The 19,560-nt window shown below is 34.0% G+C and carries 18 protein-coding genes; 8 read left to right on the top strand and 10 right to left on the bottom strand.

What is annotated here, in order from left to right; all coding sequences use genetic code 11:
* Positions 1-163: 163 nt before the first annotated feature.
* Positions 164-676 (bottom strand): rhodanese-like domain-containing protein, encoded by a 513-nt coding sequence (locus DZ60_RS0104910; protein WP_025740967.1) that lies wholly within the window; start codon positions 674-676, stop codon positions 164-166.
* A 16-nt stretch (positions 677-692) separates the two neighbouring features.
* Positions 693-1,865: a VWA domain-containing protein gene (locus DZ60_RS0104905; protein WP_025740965.1), complete on the bottom strand. Its 1,173-nt coding sequence runs from the start codon at positions 1,863-1,865 to the stop codon at positions 693-695.
* A 216-nt stretch (positions 1,866-2,081) separates the two neighbouring features.
* Between DZ60_RS0104905 and DZ60_RS0104900 the strand changes: the two genes are divergently transcribed.
* Together DZ60_RS0104900 and DZ60_RS0104895 are read left to right on the top strand one after the other, a co-directional pair.
* Positions 2,082-4,286: a tetratricopeptide repeat-containing sensor histidine kinase gene (locus tag DZ60_RS0104900; RefSeq protein WP_025740964.1), complete on the top strand. Its 2,205-nt coding sequence runs from the start codon at positions 2,082-2,084 to the stop codon at positions 4,284-4,286.
* Positions 4,283-5,014 (top strand): LytR/AlgR family response regulator transcription factor, encoded by a 732-nt coding sequence (locus tag DZ60_RS0104895; protein WP_025740963.1) that lies wholly within the window; start codon positions 4,283-4,285, stop codon positions 5,012-5,014. The genes DZ60_RS0104900 and DZ60_RS0104895 overlap by 4 nt, the downstream gene beginning before the upstream one ends.
* Positions 5,015-5,035: 21 nt before the next feature.
* On the opposite strand, the gene murI is transcribed toward DZ60_RS0104895, so the two are convergent.
* From murI to DZ60_RS0104855, 8 genes are all read right to left on the bottom strand, one after another.
* Positions 5,036-5,824: a glutamate racemase gene (murI, locus tag DZ60_RS0104890; RefSeq protein WP_025740961.1), complete on the bottom strand. Its 789-nt coding sequence runs from the start codon at positions 5,822-5,824 to the stop codon at positions 5,036-5,038.
* Positions 5,825-5,920: 96 nt separating this feature from the next.
* Entirely contained in the window at positions 5,921-6,430 is a 510-nt protein-coding gene (locus DZ60_RS0104885) for an OmpH family outer membrane protein (protein ID WP_025740960.1), read from the bottom strand.
* A 46-nt stretch (positions 6,431-6,476) separates the two neighbouring features.
* Positions 6,477-7,325 carry an OmpH family outer membrane protein gene (locus tag DZ60_RS0104880; RefSeq protein ID WP_025740958.1) on the bottom strand — a complete coding sequence of 283 codons (849 nt, stop codon included), beginning with the start codon at positions 7,323-7,325 and terminating at the stop codon, positions 6,477-6,479.
* A 35-nt stretch (positions 7,326-7,360) separates the two neighbouring features.
* Positions 7,361-9,982, bottom strand: a complete 2,622-nt coding sequence (locus tag DZ60_RS0104875; RefSeq protein WP_081740394.1) for a BamA/OMP85 family outer membrane protein — start codon at positions 9,980-9,982, stop codon at positions 7,361-7,363.
* A 4-nt stretch (positions 9,983-9,986) separates the two neighbouring features.
* Positions 9,987-10,724, bottom strand: a complete 738-nt coding sequence (locus DZ60_RS24655) for an isoprenyl transferase (RefSeq protein ID WP_025740956.1) — start codon at positions 10,722-10,724, stop codon at positions 9,987-9,989.
* A gap of 5 nt (positions 10,725-10,729) precedes the next feature.
* Complete coding sequence (gene porG, locus DZ60_RS0104865) at positions 10,730-11,404, bottom strand: type IX secretion system protein PorG (protein WP_025740955.1); 675 nt, start codon at positions 11,402-11,404, stop codon at positions 10,730-10,732.
* A 99-nt stretch (positions 11,405-11,503) separates the two neighbouring features.
* Positions 11,504-12,388, bottom strand: a complete 885-nt coding sequence (locus DZ60_RS0104860) for an NAD kinase (RefSeq protein WP_025740954.1) — start codon at positions 12,386-12,388, stop codon at positions 11,504-11,506.
* A 35-nt stretch (positions 12,389-12,423) separates the two neighbouring features.
* Positions 12,424-13,080 carry a CBS domain-containing protein gene (locus tag DZ60_RS0104855; RefSeq protein WP_025740952.1) on the bottom strand — a complete coding sequence of 219 codons (657 nt, stop codon included), beginning with the start codon at positions 13,078-13,080 and terminating at the stop codon, positions 12,424-12,426.
* A 100-nt stretch (positions 13,081-13,180) separates the two neighbouring features.
* Here DZ60_RS0104855 and DZ60_RS0104850 point away from each other — a divergent pair, with 100 nt between their 5' ends.
* The 6 genes from DZ60_RS0104850 (at position 13,181) to tig (ending at position 19,504) form a co-directional block, all read left to right on the top strand.
* Positions 13,181-13,894, top strand: coding sequence for a pyridoxine 5'-phosphate synthase (locus DZ60_RS0104850; RefSeq protein ID WP_025740951.1), 714 nt, complete (start codon positions 13,181-13,183; stop codon positions 13,892-13,894).
* Positions 13,895-13,899: 5 nt separating this feature from the next.
* Positions 13,900-14,667, top strand: coding sequence for an alpha/beta fold hydrolase (locus DZ60_RS0104845; RefSeq protein WP_025740950.1), 768 nt, complete (start codon positions 13,900-13,902; stop codon positions 14,665-14,667).
* A gap of 119 nt (positions 14,668-14,786) precedes the next feature.
* Entirely contained in the window at positions 14,787-16,046 is a 1,260-nt protein-coding gene (locus tag DZ60_RS0104840) for an OmpP1/FadL family transporter (protein ID WP_025740948.1), read from the top strand.
* Positions 16,047-16,051: 5 nt separating this feature from the next.
* A complete protein-coding gene (locus DZ60_RS0104835; protein ID WP_316929837.1) occupies positions 16,052-17,641 on the top strand; it encodes a G-D-S-L family lipolytic protein in 1,590 nt (529 codons plus the stop codon).
* An 86-nt stretch (positions 17,642-17,727) separates the two neighbouring features.
* Positions 17,728-18,075 (top strand): phage holin family protein, encoded by a 348-nt coding sequence (locus tag DZ60_RS0104830; RefSeq protein WP_025740945.1) that lies wholly within the window; start codon positions 17,728-17,730, stop codon positions 18,073-18,075.
* 106 nt (positions 18,076-18,181) lie between these two features.
* Positions 18,182-19,504: a trigger factor gene (gene tig / locus DZ60_RS0104825; RefSeq protein WP_025740943.1), complete on the top strand. Its 1,323-nt coding sequence runs from the start codon at positions 18,182-18,184 to the stop codon at positions 19,502-19,504.
* Positions 19,505-19,560: the final 56 nt, after the last annotated feature.

Here is a 19,560-nt window from a genome sequence, read left to right as displayed (position 1 = left end):
GAACGGTTATAATACAGTCGTCAAAACAAGATATAAAAAGACACATGGCTACGAACTTGTAGCCATGTTGAGGTATTGTTATTTCTTTTTAATCTTAATTGACAGCTAATTTTATAGAATAATAGGGTTTTACTTCTATGTGCGTAGCAGTAAATAACTGTTTTTATCGAATGTCGCTGCCCTCGAATTGTAATTTTTTATTTTTTGCAGATACCAAAGACGATAATTCATATACATTCTTATAGCCGTATCCATATAGATTTATAAATGTTGGGATATTTAGTGCTAATTCTATTTTTTTAGTGGCAAAATTAATTGGATCTTTATCAATGTTATTATTACAATAGATTAATATTCTTGTAGTCTTTGGGCCTAATTTTTTAAGTAATTTTTCTTGCGTAAAATCTGAAAAATTAATGTGGATTGCTCCTTTAATATGTTTCTTTTTGTATGCTTCTTTGGATCTAGTGTCTAATAAAATAGTATGCTCATCCTTTAGGTAGCTTAAAAAAGTGTCTAACGCAATTAATCGGTCCTTTCTATACTCTTTAATCTCTTCTGATATTTCTAAGAAAGAATCAAAATCAACTTTTGAATTGGGTAATTTTTTTTTCTCTTGTGACATAACAGGTATTGATATAAGAATAAAAAATATTGTTTTCATATGGTTTTTCATGACTAAATAAGTTTTATTAGTTGTCCCAAGAAAATGATTTTTCTCTCCCTTGTTTTTTTATAGCATTGAGCAAAGCTGTTTCAAGATTAACATCACTATCTTTTTTATGCTCTTTTAGATACAGAACTCTTTTTTTGTTTAATTCATTGATTTTGTTTTGTATTTCTTTTCGTGCTCTACTTTTTTCTTCTATGTATTGTTTGAGTTCTGTTCCTGATTTTTCTTTTAGCTCTGCTGGTAATTCTTCTTTAGCAACTTCTTCGATCTCAAAAGATTCATCGTCTGCTGCATCAATCAAATCCCAGCTTTTATTCTTGTAGAACCCAGAACTTTTGCTAACAGCTCTACTAACTGCATTTGCCGGGCTATATGATTTTGCATTACTATCTTGTTCTGCTTGCAATCTTCTTTTTTCGGCACCTTTTCTTCCGTAATGAATATACGTGTTGTTAAGTTGGCTATTAAGTTGTAGTATAATATCGTCATAGGGAGTTACAATATGAACGGTTTCTAGATTGTGGTCAATAGCGCTGTAGTCTCCATGTGCTATATCTGCACCATGTTTCCACATGGTTTCAATACCTTGTCTATAATTACCGCAAAAAATCGTGTTTATAGAGATGTCTTTTTCTAGGGCATCTATAGCCGCATCCTTGTAGTTTACTGGGCCTTGAGTAAAAGGCTCATTTCCTGCTATAAAAATAAGTTTGAGGTGATCATTGTTTTTTTTCCAACGTAATTGATTAATCGAAGTGTTAATTACTTTGCCACAGAATTCATTCCCTCCGTTGGTGGTTAAGGCAAAAAGTTCTTTTGATATTTCGTCTAAATCATTTGAGAAGGGTAGTACTTGTCTAATAAAGCCTTCTTGAGCAGGTAATCCATCATTACCATATTCATATAGAGCAATTTCTAGACGTATCTCATTCTGTCCACACTTGGCATATGATAGTTCATTAACGATCTCCCAAAGTTGTGCTTTAGCTTGATCGATAAGCCCATCCATACTATTACTGGTGTCTAATAATAGTGCTACTTGTATATTACGTGAGTTTGGATCTGTTTTGGTCGTATGTATCAAGTGATTTTTTTCTTGATTTAATGCAAGCTTTGCGTTGGGTTTATGGTTTGCATTACAAGAAATAATGCTTAATAAACATAAGGTGCTTCCTAAAAATAATGTCTTCATAATCTCTTTTTTTATTTTGGATAAAAGTATTGCGATCTTTTTTTTATAAAAATCAATAATGAGGGAGTAATGCTTATAAATGAGTGAATTGACCAAATGAATTAGGAAGTGTCCTTTTTTATATATGGATGTAGTTAAAAAAGGCCGTAATCAAGAAATGTGAATTTTATTATCCCATTAAAATGGGTTAAGTTTACCTGATTTTAATAATAAATGATGAAGAAGATTATCTTACTTGTAGCGTTTTTTTGTTGTCTGCCAAATATGGTTGTTGGGCAAGAAAATGATTCAGGAATAAGATCTAAGCAACTTACAATTAAAGGATCCGTAAAGGAGGAAAATACGTTAAAAGCAATTAAGAATGCAGAAGTAAGTATATTAGGGAAAGGTAGGGTTATAACAGATATTTTTGGCGATTTTAGAATAGAAGCTCAAATAGGTGATGAACTCATTATTTCGCATGACAGTTTTAAAACAGTGCGATATACAATTAAGGATAATCAAAGGATTGATATTCTGGTAAAGGATAACCCACTCGAAAACAGAAGCACTATTGTTAAAAAGAAAAAACTAGAATCCCAATATCGAGAAAATTTGAATGCAGCTCGTCAAAACTTAAAAAAAGATGCTGCTAAAAGTATTGATTTTATAACAAATGCTCTAGAAACAATTCGGGACGATGACCCATTGGCTAATAATAAAAAGGCCGAACTGTTTGAGTCCTTAGCCGATATTTATGCGCATTGGAAACAACCAGATCTTGCAGAAAGCAATTATTTAATTAGCCTCAAGAATCAATACAGTGCTGAAGTAAAAATAAAATTGGGAATGGCACAGCTCGAAAATGCAAAATATCAACCTGCATTACAAACCTTTAATCAATTAATTCGGTCTAGGTTGAGTTCTGTTCAAAAAGTGGATGTATATCTAGGAATGGGGGATAGCTATAAGGGATTACAGGATTATTCTAATGCCATATCTAATTATAATAAGGCACTTTCGCTAAGTAAGAGAAATGGAATAGATAATAAAATTATTTTATTGAACTCGAAGTTAGCAGAAGTTTTACAGCAAGAGGGGAACATGATCGACGCTGAAGAATACTTGGATAATTCTGTGCAATTGGCGCAAAGCAAAGATAAAAAAACATCTGCTCGGCAAAGAACAGTTGCTGCTGATTTCTACAATAAGAATAATAGTTATGATAAAGAGATACAACTAAGGAAAGAGGCATTAGAGGATATTGAAGACATTAAGGGAGATGATAGTGCTCCTGTAGAAGAGGATAAGTCTCTTACCCCACAAGTGCAGAATTACAAGATAGCGCGAGCTTTTGCGGCTCAGGAAGAATACGAAGAGGCAATACCTTATTTAAAAGAAAGTATTAAAGAAGCTGAATCAAGAAATGATTTAATAGTTCAAAAAGATGCTACCAGAAAATTAGGAGAAGTTTATCGAGAGCGGGGAGAGCTAGAAAAGGCATCTAATGCTTTTGAAGAATATGAAGTAATTATTGATAAGCTTTATATGCAAAAGGATCAGGAAATTTCGCAAGCAGCGCGTTTTAGTCGAGAATTGGCACAACGAGCAAATCGAATTACTACACTCGAAAAAGATAGAGAACTCAATGAGGCGCGATACGAGTTGGCCTTTGCATCACAGGAACTTATAAATCAACAAAGTTTACGACAACGGATCATTATTTACTTTTTAATTGGTTTAATGTTTTTATTACTATTTGTCGCTTATTTGATGTATCGCAATATAAAACAACAGCGATATGCTAATAATATACTTGCATTAAAATCACTGCGTTCGCAAATGAATCCACATTTTATTTTTAATGCCTTAAATTCTGTGAACACATTTATTGCTACCAGTGATGAACGGACGGCAAATAGATATCTTACCGATTTTTCTCTGCTTATGAGAGCAGTTTTAGAAAATAGTGAACAAGATTTTATTTTATTAGAAAAAGAAATAGAGTTGCTAAAGCTTTATGTGCAGTTAGAACATTTTAGGTTTCAGGATAAATTCGAGTATATGATCAATGTAGATCCCCAAATAGATATAGATGATTATGTAATACCCCCAATGTTGTTACAGCCTTACGTAGAAAATGCAGTTTGGCATGGATTGCGCTACAAGTCTGAAAAAGGCAAGTTGTCTATTTGTTTTAAAAAGAAAACAAAGGATAGTATAGAGATAACGATTTTGGATAATGGTATTGGACGTAAAAAATCGAAAGAATTAAAGACTTTAAATCAAAAAAAGCAAAAGTCTAGCGGGATGGGTAACATCAAAAAAAGAATTGAGATTCTTAATAAGATGCATAAAGACAAAGTTAATGTATCAATATCAGATCTAAATGATAATAATGAAGGTACACAAGTAACACTAATTCTTAAAAAAGATATATGAATTTAACTGCTATAATAGTAGATGATGAGGTAAACAGTAGAACTATTATCAGAAATTATTTAGGTAAATATTGCCCTTCTGTAAATATCTTGGGAGAGGCGGCAAGTGTAAAAGAAACAATAGAACAACTAGAATTGCATACCCCGGATATATTGTTTCTTGATGTAGAAATGCCCTATGGTAATGCATTTGATTTATTAGAAAAAATTCCTGACCGTACTTTTGAAATAATCTTTGTTACGGCATACGATCACTATGCTGTAGATGCATTAAATGCACAAGCAACTTATTACCTTTTAAAACCAATTGCAATAGACAATCTTATAAAAGCAGTTGATCATGTAATTCATATTAAAAAACGAGAAGCGGATCTGCTTGATACAGTTTTGGTGCCTAATATCACTGCAGTAGAAGGTAAAATTACAATTCCTGTACAGGATGGTTTTGAAGTATTGCAAATTAGTGATATTATGTATTGCGAAGCCGATGATAATTATACAAAGATATACTTGGATAAAGGGCAAAAGCTGGTGAGCAAAACCCTTAAATATTTTGAAGATTCTTTACATCAACACGGTTTTGCACGAATACACAAAAGTTATTTGGTTAATATTAGTAAGATAGTTCGTTACAGAAAGGGAAAAGGAGGTAGTGTGGTTCTTTCTTCAGGAAAAGAACTAGGTGTTTCTTCTTCTAAAAAAGGAATGCTACTTGATTATTTTAAATAAAAAGAGTGCTCAATGTTAAGCTTAAAAAGCGAGGGTATCAATTTGATAATTGAGATTGTTTGTTGTTATAATATCCTTAAGAGCTTTAATGTCGGTATTAGAATATAGCAGATGATTTCCTTTTTCTGATGAGGTGTTTAAAAGGTTGCTTGAAGTCAAAACCGTCTTTGTCTGTCTGGCAACTGCTTCTCCCGAGTCTATAATAGTTACTTTGTCTGAAACTATTTTTTTAAGAACAGGTATTAGATATGGGTAATGAGAGCATCCTAGTACAAGGTAGTCTATATTGGCATCAATCATAGGACGCATGTATGATGATAATAGATTATACATCTCTGGAGTATATACTTTTCCTTCCTCAATTAATTCTACCAATCCTGTCCCAACGATTTCAGTAACTTTTATGTTTTGAGTGTAGAGATCTGACGTTTTTGCAAACAATTCACTGGTTAATGTACCTTTTGTAGCAAGTACTCCTATGTTTTTTGTTTGAGTATTAATAGCAGCTGGTTTTATAGCTGGTTCTATTCCTATGAAAGGAATGGAGAAAGTAGATCTTAATATTTGAATTGCGTTAGTCGTTGCAGTATTACAGGCGACCACAATTAACTTACAATCTAGCTCTAATAACTTTTTTGTGTTTTTAATACTTAATTTAATGATCTCTTCTCTGGATCTTTTGCCATAAGGTGCATACTTGCTATCTGCTAAATAAATAGTGTTTTCATGGGGTAATAGTGCGGTGATTTCTTTCCAGATCGAAGTTCCACCTATTCCGGAGTCAAATATGCCTATTGCTTGATTTTGCATAATTGCAATATAGTTGATATTAAAAAATAAAAAAACAGTAAGGTAACACTTACTGTTTTTTTATCGTTTGCTAATAAAGATAGGTATGTCTTAATATTAGATACCTAGATCTTTTTTTACATCTGCCATCAAGTTTTTACCATCAGCCATGATTACTCCTGTACCTGTAGTTGAATCCAAAACATATTGGAAACCTTGGGCTCTTGCCACTTTTTGGATAGAAGTACGTGCATTTTCATAGATAGGCTTCATTAATTCAATTTCTTTTTTCTGAAGATCTTGAAGAGCGTTTGTTCTATAATCATTGATACTTTTCTCAGTAGCTTGAATTTCTTGCTGTCTTTTCAAGTTTTCCTCATCTGTTTTAGTTTCAGCTTCTTGAGAATATTTTTTGATAGTATTTTGCAATTCTAACACCATGTTTCTGATCTCAGCATCATACGTTTTGTTAAGCTTCTCAATTTCTCCTTTTGCGGCTTTGAAAGCAGGCATTGCTTCTACAAGCTCTTGAGATGCGATATGGGCTACCTTAGATTGAGCGTTTACAAAACTTGATGTTCCTATAGTAATTGCAATAGCTACTAGTAATGTTCTAAATTGTTTCATTTTTAAGTAATATTAATGGATGTTATATATTTATAAGTTTAATTTTCTAATTATCGCCCTCTTCGTTTGGATCTGAGGTGTTATTATTAAGTTGTTCTTTTTGTAATTTTAGAGCAGCTATAGAGTCCTTTTTTCTTTTTTGTATTTCTAACAACTGCGCTCTTCTTGCTTCAAATTCTTTTTTCTTTGCTGCTCTTATTGAATCGCGTTCTGCTTTTCTTTGTTCAAGAAGTTTTTCACGTTCATCTAATTTCTTTTGGGCAGCTACTTGTCTTTCGCTTACTTCTGCTTCTTGTTCGACATTTCGTTTTTCGGCATTTTCTAAGCGTTTCTTGTCTTGTTTATTATTTAGTTGTTTTCTTTTAGAAACTCGATTTATTCTAAGTAATACCTGATCACTTATATCATATCTGTCAGCAGAGTATAACATTACTAAATCAGCAGATTTATCAAAAACAAAATCATACTTTTTATTTTCTGCAACTTCTTGAACTGCTACAAAAACCTGATCTTGTACGGGCTGTACTAGTCTTCTTTTTTGTATAAACAAATCCCCGTTTGGTCCGAAACGTTTTTGTTGGTATTCTAAAATTTCTTTTTCCTTAAAAAAAATGTCTTCTTCTCTTTCTTCGATCAATTCTTTTGTAAGTAATACTCTTTCATTGTTAAGGTCTTTTCGCATTTCTTCAACTTCCTTAAGTTCGGCTTCGATCTCAACTTTCCATTTTTGTACTTTAGTTTCTAGCTCAGAAGAGGCTTCATTATATTCTGCAACATTTTCTAAAATGTAGTCCATATCTATATAGCCAATTCTGATTCCTTTTTGAGCATTAATTGCATGCGTAAAAACTATCCAACTGATTGCCGTAACTAATAAAAGACCCTTTGTTTTCATAATTCTTTATGTGTATTGAAATAATCGTGCCAAAACTAAAACTGTTGTCCTATTATAAAGTGCGTTTCCCACCCATGTGGTTCTACCGATCCAGGAATAGGATCAAATCCATATCCGAAATCTATACCTAATAATCCAAATGCTGGCATAAATATACGTATACCTGCTCCAGCAGAACGACTAAGTTGGAAGGGATTAAATCTATTGAAACTATCATAAGAAGCCCCTCCTTCAAGAAAACCTAGCATATATATAGATGCAGCGGGTTTTAATGTTATAGGATAACGAAGCTCTAACGAATATTTATTATAAATTGTTGCCCCATCTGTACTATAATCTTCTGTGGTGGTTCTACTCTGTGGGATAATTGACTGGTCAAGATATCCTCTTAGTCCAATAACCTCACGTCCATCAAGTGCTGTTGCTCCTAATCCATCCCCTCCTAGGAAGAAACGTTCAAAAGGAATAGTTCCTCTATCATTGTTGTATGCTCCTAAAAATCCATATTCGGCCTTTGTTCTCAATACAAGAGGGTTTTTGCCTATTTTGGCAATACTTGTATACCAAGTACCATCGAACTTTATTTTATAATATTCTAACCATTTAAAACGTTCCTGATCAATTTCTCCTATTTCTGTAATATTGTCACTATATTCTTCACTGGCAGTATTAAGGGTTTCGTTCTCTTCTTCGAGAGCATCTCTGCGTTCTGCTAGTTCTTTATAATCAACATCGTCAAAAAGTGAGTAGGGTAGGGATAATTTTGCTACCAAATTAAATTCAGAACCTCCTGTAGGGAAAATAGGGTTTACTGTTGTATTATTTCTGTTGATACCTAGTGTGTAAGATAAATCATTAGAAGATCCATTACCAAACGTGAACAGTCTAGTGTTATAGTTCTTAAGGTCATAATGTTTTATGCTAAAGGCTTGAGATAATGTGAAATAATTATCTGGCCAATTTAATCGTTTAGCAATACCAATGGATCCTCCTGTAATTAAAAATTTACTGTCTTTATCAACATCTCCTGAAAAACTATTAAATAGATATTGTATCGTATGAGAGAATGATGTAGACAGTTGATAAGGTCTTTTTCCTCCTAACCAGGGTTCAACAAATGATAAACTGTATGTTTGATAAAATCTACTTGCCTGAGCTCTTACTCTTAGGGTTTGACCATCCCCCATTGGCAATGGTTGATATGCTTCTTTATTAAAAATGTTACGTATTGAAAAATTGCTGAAAGCCAGACCCAAAGTTCCGACAAAACCACCACCACCGAATCCTCCTTGCAGCTCAATTTGACTAGATCCTTTTTCTACTAGTGGATAATTGATATCGATTGTACCGGCTTGTGGATTTGCGTTTTGAAACTGTGGTTCTAATTGTTCAGGATCAAAAAATCCTAGTTGTCCTAATTCTCTCACTGTTCGAACGACAAGATCCTTGCTATATCGTTGTCCGGGTTTTGTTCTTAAGATTCTATATATTACGTGATCATTTGTTTTGTCGTTTCCTGTAACGGTTATATGATCAAAATAGGTAAGTTTACCTTCACGAATTCTTATTTCAAAATCTATAGTGTCATTATATACTCTTGTCTCGACAGCGTCAATTGAGGAAAATAGGTATCCATTATTTTGGTATAAATTGGTAAGATCATTAGCATCGGGTTTTGTGTTATCGGCAATTTGCTTTTCTAATAACACACCATTATAAACATCTCCTTTTTTTACAACTAATTGTCTTGCTAGTTGTCTATCTGTATAAACACTGTTTCCTAAGAAGTTTATTTCACCAAAATAATATCGATTTCCTTCTTCTACATCAAGGCTTAATGAAATACTACTATTATCTTTAACAATTAGGCTATCAGAAATTATACGCGCATCTCTATATCCTTTTTCTTTATATTTTGTAATGATGTTATCTTTATCTTCATCATAATCTGCTGCAATATACTTTGATCGTTTCCAGAATCGCAACCGTTTTTTTCGTTTGGTGTTTTTCATGGCAGCACGTACTTTCTTGTCAGAGAGTTGCTCATTCCCATTGATAACGATTTCATCAATTTTTACACGATCTCCTTTATCAATTAACACCACCATGTTAACCTTATTAGTTGTCACTGTATCTTTTACCTCTATGGTGTTAATGGCTACTTTGGTGTTAAGAAACCCATTTTTTCGATACTTGTTAGTGATGTAGTTGCGCGTAGTAGTAATAAGGTTTTCAGTAACTTTTGCGCCTTTTTTAAGACCATTGTCCTTTATTAATTCTTCGGCTTTACGCTTTTTAACGCCTTCAATACGGGCTTCATTTAGCTCTGGTACTTCTTTGATGTTAATTTCGAGGTCAGCAACTTCTCCTTCTACATTACTGATATAAAAATTAATGTCACTAAATAGTTCAAGATCCCATAACTTTTTAATTACTTCACTAATACGATTTCCGGGAAGAAAAATACGCTCTCCTTTTTTTAGTCCGGTAAAGGTGATTACCGTACTTTCGTTATAGCTGGTTGTGCCGGTAACTTTAATATCGCCAATAATATATTCTTTACCATTTGCTCCAGGTATATTTTGGGCTGACAGTGATAGTGATTGTATTAATAGGGTAAGTAAAGTAAAATACTTAAAAGGTAATTTTTTTGCCATTTCTTTAACTGAGCTGCTCACTAGTTTTTCCAAATCTTCTTTCTCTTTTTTGATAATTGTATATGGCTTCGTACAAATCTTCTTTTTTAAAATCTGGCCATAATACTTCTGTAAAATATAATTCTGCATACGCAATCTGCCACAATAAAAAATTACTGATACGCTGCTCGCCGCTTGTGCGTATCAATAAGTCTACATCAGGCAGGTCATTAGTATACAAATGCTCATTAATGACTGTTTCATTTATAAGATGTGGCGAAATTACACCATTTTTAACTTTAATACTTATTTCTTGTATAGTTTTTGTTAGTTCCTCCCGGCTTCCATAACTAAGAGCCAGAGTAAGTGTCATATGCGAATTTTCTTTGGTCTTATGGATTACTTCTAAAAGTTCTGTTCTTGCTTTTTCAGGAAGTGTTTCAAGATTGCCAATTGCATTGAGCTTTATGTTGTTGTCCTGTAGGGTTTTAATTTCTTTTTTTAAAGAGCTAACCAGGAGCTTCATAAGAGTTTCTACTTCTAGCTTTGGTCTGTTCCAGTTTTCTGTAGAGAATGCATACAAAGTGAGGTTTTTTACACCAATATCAGCACAACTTTCTACAGCTTGTCTAACTGCCTTTGTGCCATTTTCATGCCCAATTGCTCTAAATAAGCCCTTTTTTTTAGCCCATCGACCATTACCATCCATAATGATGGCAACATGTTGAGGGATATTAGAATTTAATTGTTCTTTGTCAATCATTTTTTTTAAAAAGCACACTGACATGGGATTCTCCCCCAAGTGTATGAAAATGTTATACCGGTAAATACATACCAGTCGTTGTTATTTAAATTGCCAAAACCTGCTCCAAAATCATCTTCGGCGCTACCGTCAATATTATCCGTAAATGTATAGCGTGCACCGATTTCTGCGGCAAGTACAAATTTTCGACCTACTGTTTTTTTGATACCTAATACCATAGGGATAGCAAAGCTCCATTTATTCGAATGTACATTAATTTCATTATTTGCATCAATTGCAGATGCACCATAATTAAATGTAGTTAATCCTGTGTACAGATAAGGAGTTGATTGAGATTCGCCATCATATAAGAACCAATCCCAGAAATTAAACTCCATTCCCAATGATATTTCTTTAATAGAATTGTCAAAGCTCAATCCTCTTTCTTTTCTTCTTGCATCACCTTTGCTGTCATCTGCGCTTAGCTCAGCATATAAAAAAGACGCTCTAAATGCGTGTCTTTTACTTCGGTTCCATTTTCCTATGGCGCCAATGGCTATGTTGTTCGGAGCGATATATGTTGTGGCACCTACGTCACCAATAAAATTAGCACCCCCTGCCATCAAACCTACTTCATAGGTTTGCGATGCAATTGGTTGTACGAAAAACACAACAATTATAAGTGATTTTAAGTATCTCATAGATTTTCAAAAGTTTGCAAATATAACAATTAACTTTACTACACAATAATTTGAGTAAAATAGTATGCATAAAAAACACTTTTTAGTACTTTTTATTGTTCAATTACGTTTATCTTCTCCCCAAAGCATCTTTTTGCGTAGTGTTTTTATAAAGCTATCGTCTTGTAAAACTACCATATTGATTTTGAAGGGTGCTTTTTTTATAATTATAGTTGTTTCATTAGGTAAGGTATGAGTTCTAGAATCTAGAGAGACTAAATAGGTGTCTTCTCTGCTTGACACTTGCAGTTCAATCTCTGTTGTTTCTGGTATGACTAAAGGTCTTGCATTGAGGTTGTGAGGAGCGATTGGGGTAAGTACCATACTTTCTGCTTCTGGCATCATGACTGGGCCACCGCAACTTAATGAATATCCTGTTGATCCCGTAGGTGTAGAAACAATTAATCCATCTGCCCAATATGAGGTTAAAAACTCATCATTAAGACTGGTGTGAACTGTAATCATTGAGGTTGTATTTCTCCTACTTACGGCAATTTCATTCATTGCAAAATTTAGTACTCCGAATTCTTTGTTTGCGGGAACAGTTTCAATTGTGACAAGACTTCTTGAAGATGTGTAAAATTTCTTTTCAAGTATGAGGGCAATACTATCTTTTATTTCTTCTTTCTGAATAGTAGCTAAAAAGCCAAGTCTTCCTGTGTTAATTCCGGCAATAGGGATGCCTAAATCACGTACATAGGTAATGGTTCTAAGAATGGTACCATCCCCTCCGATACTAAAGAATAAATCATAAGAAGTATCGAGTTCTTCGAACGTACTAAAATGAGAGTATGACTTATCTATTTCGTCATGAAGATTTATTAATTCTAAAAAATTTTTCTCAATTACTACCTCTACATTGTTCTCGTCAAGTGTTTCTAGCAACTGCTGGATGTAGATTCCTGAGTTTTTATGATAGAATTGGCCATATATACCGATCTTCATTTTTGTTTTATTTGTGTTATAATTTCCTTCTTTTTTTAGATATTAAGATATTTTGCCAAATATTCAGATCGCTCTTTTAGATTTGTTAAAAATGAATCTTCAAGATGTTTTGATACAATGTTGTAGCTATATCTTCTAAAAGTTTGTACAATATTATTAATGTCACTGTCATTAATTTTTATAGTAATTTGGGTAACATCATTCTTCATATTAGAAATAAACAACCCTAATACTTTGGCATTATTGGACTCTATGATTTGGGCAATTTCACTAAACGAATAATCTAAAATTCCCTTTTCTACAATTAGAATATTGCCAGGTTCACTTAGAAATGGCGTTTCGTTAAAAAGAGTGATAATGTCTCCAAGCTCAAAAAAACCCAAATATCTATTGTCGTCATCAAGGACGGGCATAATGTTAGTGTTATTCTGAGCAAATGATTCTAAGATATCAAGCCAATTATCACCTTTTCTTACAAAAAAACCTTCTAGAGCATATTGATATTCTTGTAAGTCTTTTTCAATTTCAAAACATCGGATATCGGCCTCAGAAATACACCCTACATAAATTTCTTCCTTTAATACAGGAAAGTGAGTGTATGTGAGTTCATTAAATAACAATTGTGTATCTGTTACTTTTGCAGATACATCAAGAGGCTCAATTTCATTTACTATGTATAAACTTGTTTTCATAATTAACGGGGGCTACGAAATGCAAAATAATCAAAAAATATACAATCGAGGCGTTCTCAACTTCGTATTTTTACATTTTTAGTAAAAGACATCAAAAACTATGACAAAGTTAAGTATTAACGTTAATAAAATAGCAACTTTACGAAATTCTAGAGGAGGAAATACACCAAACTTAGTTCAGGTAGCAAAGGATATTCAGGATTTTGGGGGTCAAGGGATTACTATACATCCGAGACCTGATGAACGACATATACGTTATCAGGATGCCTATGATTTAAAGCCTATTGTTGTTACAGAATATAATATAGAAGGAAATCCAATTTCTAAATTTATGGATTTGGTGTTAGCTATTAGTCCAACTCAAGTTACTTTGGTGCCTGATGCAGAAGATGCAATTACGAGTAATGCTGGCTGGGATACAAAAAAACATCATCATTTTTTAAAAGAAGTTATATCTGAATTTAAACGGAATGAGATACGAACTTCGATTTTTGTTGACCCAAAGTTAGAAATTATTGATGGCGCGGCGGAAGTTGGAGCTGATAGGATTGAACTGTATACTGAGGCATTTGCCGAAGGGTATAGTAAGGGTGATCTAGATGTTGTGAAACCATACGCTTTGTGTGCTCAAAAAGCGATTGATCTTGGTATAGGGGTTAATGCGGGTCACGATCTATCCTTAGATAATATTAAGTTTTTTAAAGAAAATATTCCTGGTTTATTAGAGGTTTCGATAGGGCATGCCCTTATCAGTGAGTCTATATATTTAGGACTAGAGAATGTTATAAATATGTATATGCACAGACTTAAATAAAGCAAATGAAGTTACACGCAAATGTTTTTGGAGAAGGAAAACCCTTTATAATTCTTCATGGTTTCTTGGGGATGGGGGATAACTGGAAAACGCTTGGTAAAAAGATTGCTGATCGAGGTTTTCAGGTTCATCTATTAGATCAGCGTAATCATGGGAGAAGTCCGCATAGTTCAGATTTCAGTTATGAAATTATGGCCGAAGATCTTTTAGAATATTGTTCAGCCAACAATCTTACAGATATATGTCTTTTAGGGCATTCTATGGGGGGTAAAACGGCTATGTTATTTGCTTCTAAGTACCCTGATAAGCTTTCGTATTTGATAGTGGCTGATATTGGACCTAAATATTATCCGTTGCATCATCAGGATATTTTGGATGGGTTAAGTGCTTTGGATTTTGATAGTGTGTCTTCTAGGAGTGAGGCTGATAAGGAACTTAGTGAATATGTCGCAGAAAGTGGGGTCCGTATGTTTCTTCTTAAAAATTTGTACTGGAAGGAGAAAGAAAAGCTAGGGCTAAGAATACATCTCGAAGCATTGGTTGCTAATGCTAAAGAAATAGGGGTTGAGCTTTCCAAAGCTTATGTGTATACCGGAAAAACTATTTTTCTCAGAGGCGAAAAGTCGAATTATATTTTGGATGAAGATATCGATACCATAAAAATACAATTCCCGAATGCTGTTATAAAAAAAATACCTGCTGCAGGGCATTGGTTGCATGCAGAGAACCCGGATGAGTTTTTGAGTAAAGTATTAGAATTTATCAAAAATTAGCAAAAAAATACTGTGTATGCATAATATTTTTATGATTTTGTTGTATTATTAGTATATTAGAGTAATTTTGAGAATTCAATTATCAAACCCTATAACAAACAAAACAATTCTAATTAATTATGAGAAAACTTTTATTATTAGTTCTATTTGCCACGGTCACTGCGGTGTCGTATGCTGGTGGGTATAGAGTTAGTGTTCAAGGTCAGAGGGCAATGGCTATGGGACATACGGGAGTGGCAGTAGTCAATAGTGCTGAACTTGTATTCTTTAATCCGGCTGGTCTAGTGTACTTAGAAGACAAACTAAATGTGAGTGTTGGTGCCAGTGGTATTTTTACTGACATAATTTATCAAAATGAAGAGTTAGGTACTTCTTCACAAACAGATAATGGTGTAGGAACGCCACTTAATTTATATGGTTCGTACAGGATAAATGACTGGTTTACTGCTGGTTTAGGAGTTTATACGCCTTATGGTAGTGGTGTTACATGGCCGACGGATTGGCCAGGTTCTCATTTGGTAAATAACATAGAATTGGCGGCAATTTATATTCAACCTACTCTTTCTTTTAAACTTTCTGATAAGTTTAGTATCGGTGGAGGTCCAATTTTTGTTACTGGTTCTGTAAACTTTAATCGTAATTTGAGCAGAACAACAGAGGATCTTGAAGGTAATCGTTCTAATGTAACGATAGACGATTCTGGAGTAACAAATTGGGGATGGAGTATTGGTGCAATGTTTAATCCTAGTGAAAATTTTCGTTTAGGATTTAGTTACCGAAGCGAAATAACTCTTGAGGCAGAAGGTGGTGAGGCTACTTTTAGTAATGTTCCTAACTCAACAGCAGTAGGTTTTACAAACGGTACAACAACTTTTGATGCATCATTACCCTTGCCTGCAGAATTAACCGTTGGATTATCATATCAATACAAAAAATGGCTTTTTGCATTTGATTTTAACAGGCAGTTCTGGGATGTTTATGAGTCTCTAGATATAGATTTTGGTAGTACAGATGCAAATCCTGATTCTGTAAATCCTCGTAATTATAAGAATTCTTCGGTATTTCGTTTTGGTTTGCAATACGAAGCAACAGAAAAAATAACTCTTAGAGCGGGGTATTATAGAGATGAGTCTCCTGTGCAATCAGGATATTTTGCTCCAGAAACACCACGTAATGATTCCGATGGATTCTCTGGTGGTTTTAGTTATGCCATTACTTCTAAGTTAGCAATAGATGCCTCTTTCTTTTACCTGAGATTTAGTGAGATTACCGAGTCTTATGATTTTGGTACTAGTTCTACAGGGACTGTAGAATCTTTTGGAGGGACATATAAATCAAGCGCATTTGCGCCTGGACTTGGTTTAACTTATAAAATGTAATAACGATGATGAAGAAAAATATAAAATATTTAGCAATACTTGTTTTAGGATTAGTGGCATGTGAGCCAGAATTTGATAATCCTATTGATGAAGTAGGAGTTTATTCTAGTGGTGAAGCTGACTTTAGTACCTATGTAGCCTTAGGAAATTCTTTGACTGCAGGTTATGCAGACAATGCATTATACATTACAGGACAAGAAAATTCGTATCCTAATATATTATCTCAACAATTTGCATTTGCTGGAGGTGGTGAATTTACACAGCCGTTAATGTCTGATAACACTGGCGGTGCTTTATTAGGAGGTACACAGATTTTGGACAATAGATTTGTGTTGGCTTTTGATGAAGAAGGAAATGCTGTAGGGCCAGCTATTTATGCGGGTGCAACACCAACTACAGAAATATCTGCTAATCTTGGAGGTTCTTTTAATAATATGGGGGTGCCCGGAGCAAAAAGTTTTCACTTAGCTGCTGCAGGGTATGGTAATGTGTCATTAGTAGCTGATGGTCTTTCGAATCCGTATTATGCTAGGTTTGCTTCTTCAGGAACATCAAGTGTTATTGAGGATGCTTTAGCGCAGAATCCTACATTTTTTAGTCTGTGGATTGGTAATAATGATATTCTGGGATATGCAACTTCTGGTGGTACAGGAGTTAATCAGGACACAGAAGGGAACTTAGATCCTACCACATATGGTGGTAATGACATTACAAATACAGATGTATTTGCTGCAACGTATAATGGATTGCTTGAAGCGCTTACTGCGAATGGAGCAAAAGGAGTGGTGTTAAATTTGCCTAGTGTAACATCGATTCCGTTTTTTACCACTGTTCCTTATGCGCCTTTAAGTCCTGCGGATCCAAATTTTGGGCCTCAAATACCAACTCTTAATGAGACATATGCTGGGCTTAATGCAGCATTTGCCTTCTTGGGTGTGGGTGATCGAGCAATAGAGTTCTCTACGACCGAAGCAAGTCCTGTGGTGATTGTAGATGAGTCTCTTACAGATATAACAGATGGTCTTTCGGCTGTTTTGGCAGGTACGTTTGGTGCTCTTGCGCCTATTATCGCTGCTCAATTTGGTCAGGCTAGACAAGCTACAGAAGATGATTTATTACTGCTTACGAGTAGCAGTTTAATAGGACAATTAGATACAGATAGATTTGCAGAGTTGGTTGCTCTTAATGTGCCTGAGGAAACAGCAGGTCAGTTCTCTGTAATAGGAGTCTCTCTTCCATTAGGAGATGAATATGTGTTGCTCCCTGAGGAACAATCAGAAATAGAAAATGCACGTAATGTTTATAATGCAACTATAGAAGCATTAGCGGGTGTTTATGACCTTGCTTTTTATGATGCAGCAGCTGATTTAGAGCAGGTAGCAACAACAGGGTATTTTTCTGGTGGCGCATCGCTTACTTCTGATTTTGTTACAGGAGGAGCCTTTTCTCTGGATGGAGTTCATCCTACACCAAGAGCGCACGCTTTTACTGCAAATGCAATACTTGATGTTATTGAGAGAAAGTATGAAACAGTACTTCCTAGGGTAGATATATTAGATTACGGAACTATTACTGTTAATGACGAAGTAAACTAAAGATATATAAATAACTTGATTTTTGTAAAGGCCTACCGTTTTACGGTGGGCTTTTTATTGTTCTTGATAAAGAGTATATTTGATGTATGAATTTTATATTGAAACTTGTTCTTAGTGCCGTTGCGGTACTTGTTTTAGCAAAAATACTTCCTGGGGTTGAGACTAGTAGTTATATGAGCGCATTTATAGTCGCAGTCGTGTTAGCTGTTTTAAATAGTCTTGTGAAGCCATTATTAATTATATTAACCTTGCCAGCAACAATCCTTACGTTAGGGTTGTTTCTTTTAATTATTAATGCCGCGATAATTTTATTAGCCGATTATTTTATAGAAGGTTTTAGTGTTGATGGATGGCTATGGGCACTGGTTTTTAGTATTTTATTGTCAGTTCTTCAGTCTATATTATATTCTATTTTGAAGAAAGATAAGAAATAAAGAAAGTAGATTATTACGTTAACTGTTTTTCAGGGAGTTAAAATTTGTGATGTCCTAAAAAAGTGTTACTTTTGCAACCCAAAATTTAGTAGTAAACGTAGAGATAATGAACATTTCAAAAGAGCAATTAGACGAATTAAATGCAGTAGTAACTGTAGATATAGCTAAAGAAGATTATAGCGATAAAGTAGATAAAATTCTTAGCGACTATCGTAAGAATGCTAATATACCCGGTTTTAGAAAAGGACATGTTCCTATGGGACTGGTTAAGAAACAATATGGCAAAGCCGTTTTAGTTGATGAGGTAAATAAGCTATTGCAGGATGCTTTGAATAAATACTTGACAGAAGAAAAACTCGATGTTTTAGGAAATCCATTGCCTAAAGAGCAGGAGAACTTTGATTGGGATACTGATAATTACTCTTTTGAATTCGAACTAGGTTTAGCTCCGAAATTTGAGGTAAAGCTTAATGGAAAAAAAGCGATTACACACTATAAGATTGTAGCGAATGAAGAAATGATCGACAATCAGATCAAAACCATTCAAAAACAATATGGAAAACTTACTCCAAAAGAAACAGCTGAAAAAGAAGATTTAATTGCGGGTACTTTTGTTAATGAAGAAAAAGCAATCGATACCACGGCAACAATTTCTTTGGATAAAATAAAAGGGAAGAAAAATTCTGAAAAATTTATTGGATCTAAAGTAGGAGATGTTATTACTTTAAAAACAAAAGGATTGTTTAATAATGACGCTGACTTAATTAGTGCATTAAAAATAAGTAATGAAGATGCTCAGGATTTAGATATAGAAGTGGTTTTTACGGTTTCTGAAGTAAATCAACAAGAGTTAGCAGATTTGGACAAAGAGTTATTCGACAAACTATATGGTCCGGATACGGTAAAGACCGTAACAGAGCTTAAAGAAAGAATTAAGCAAGATGCAGAGGCTCAGTTTGAACAACAATCTGATCAGCAATTGCTAAATGATATTACTGAAAATGCATTAGAAAATACCAAGTTTGATCTGCCTTCAGAATTTTTGCAAAAATGGATTCGCACAACAGGAGAACAGCCCTTAAGTGAGGATGAGGCAAAGGATGAGTATGAAAAGAGTGAAAAAGGATTACGTTATCAATTGATTGAAGGTAAAATAATCACAGATAACAATCTTCAAGTTACCTTTGACGAATTAAAAGAATTTGCAAAAAATCTTATTAAAGGACAGATGGCGCAATTTGGCCAAGTATCTCCTGATGATAAAGAGTTAGAAGATATTGCTGCAAGAATATTGTCAAATCAAGATGAGGTAAAGAGAATTTCTGAGCAATTAATGAGTAAGAAATTGCTTGGTTATTTCAAAGAAAATGCCAAGTTAAAGGTGAAAGAAGTTAACTTTGAAGATTTTATAAAAGAGGTTTACAAATAATTAATGTTGTAAAATACTAAGGAATTTATACTTATATTTAAGGCGTTAAACTATGA

Origin of the sequence: Aquimarina pacifica (assembly GCF_000520955.1) — a bacterium.
In the GTDB taxonomy this organism is placed as follows: Bacteria; Bacteroidota; Bacteroidia; order Flavobacteriales; family Flavobacteriaceae; genus Aquimarina; species Aquimarina pacifica.
The sequence above is the reverse complement of the archived record's forward strand: the minus strand, read 5'-3'. Positions and strand labels throughout refer to the sequence as shown.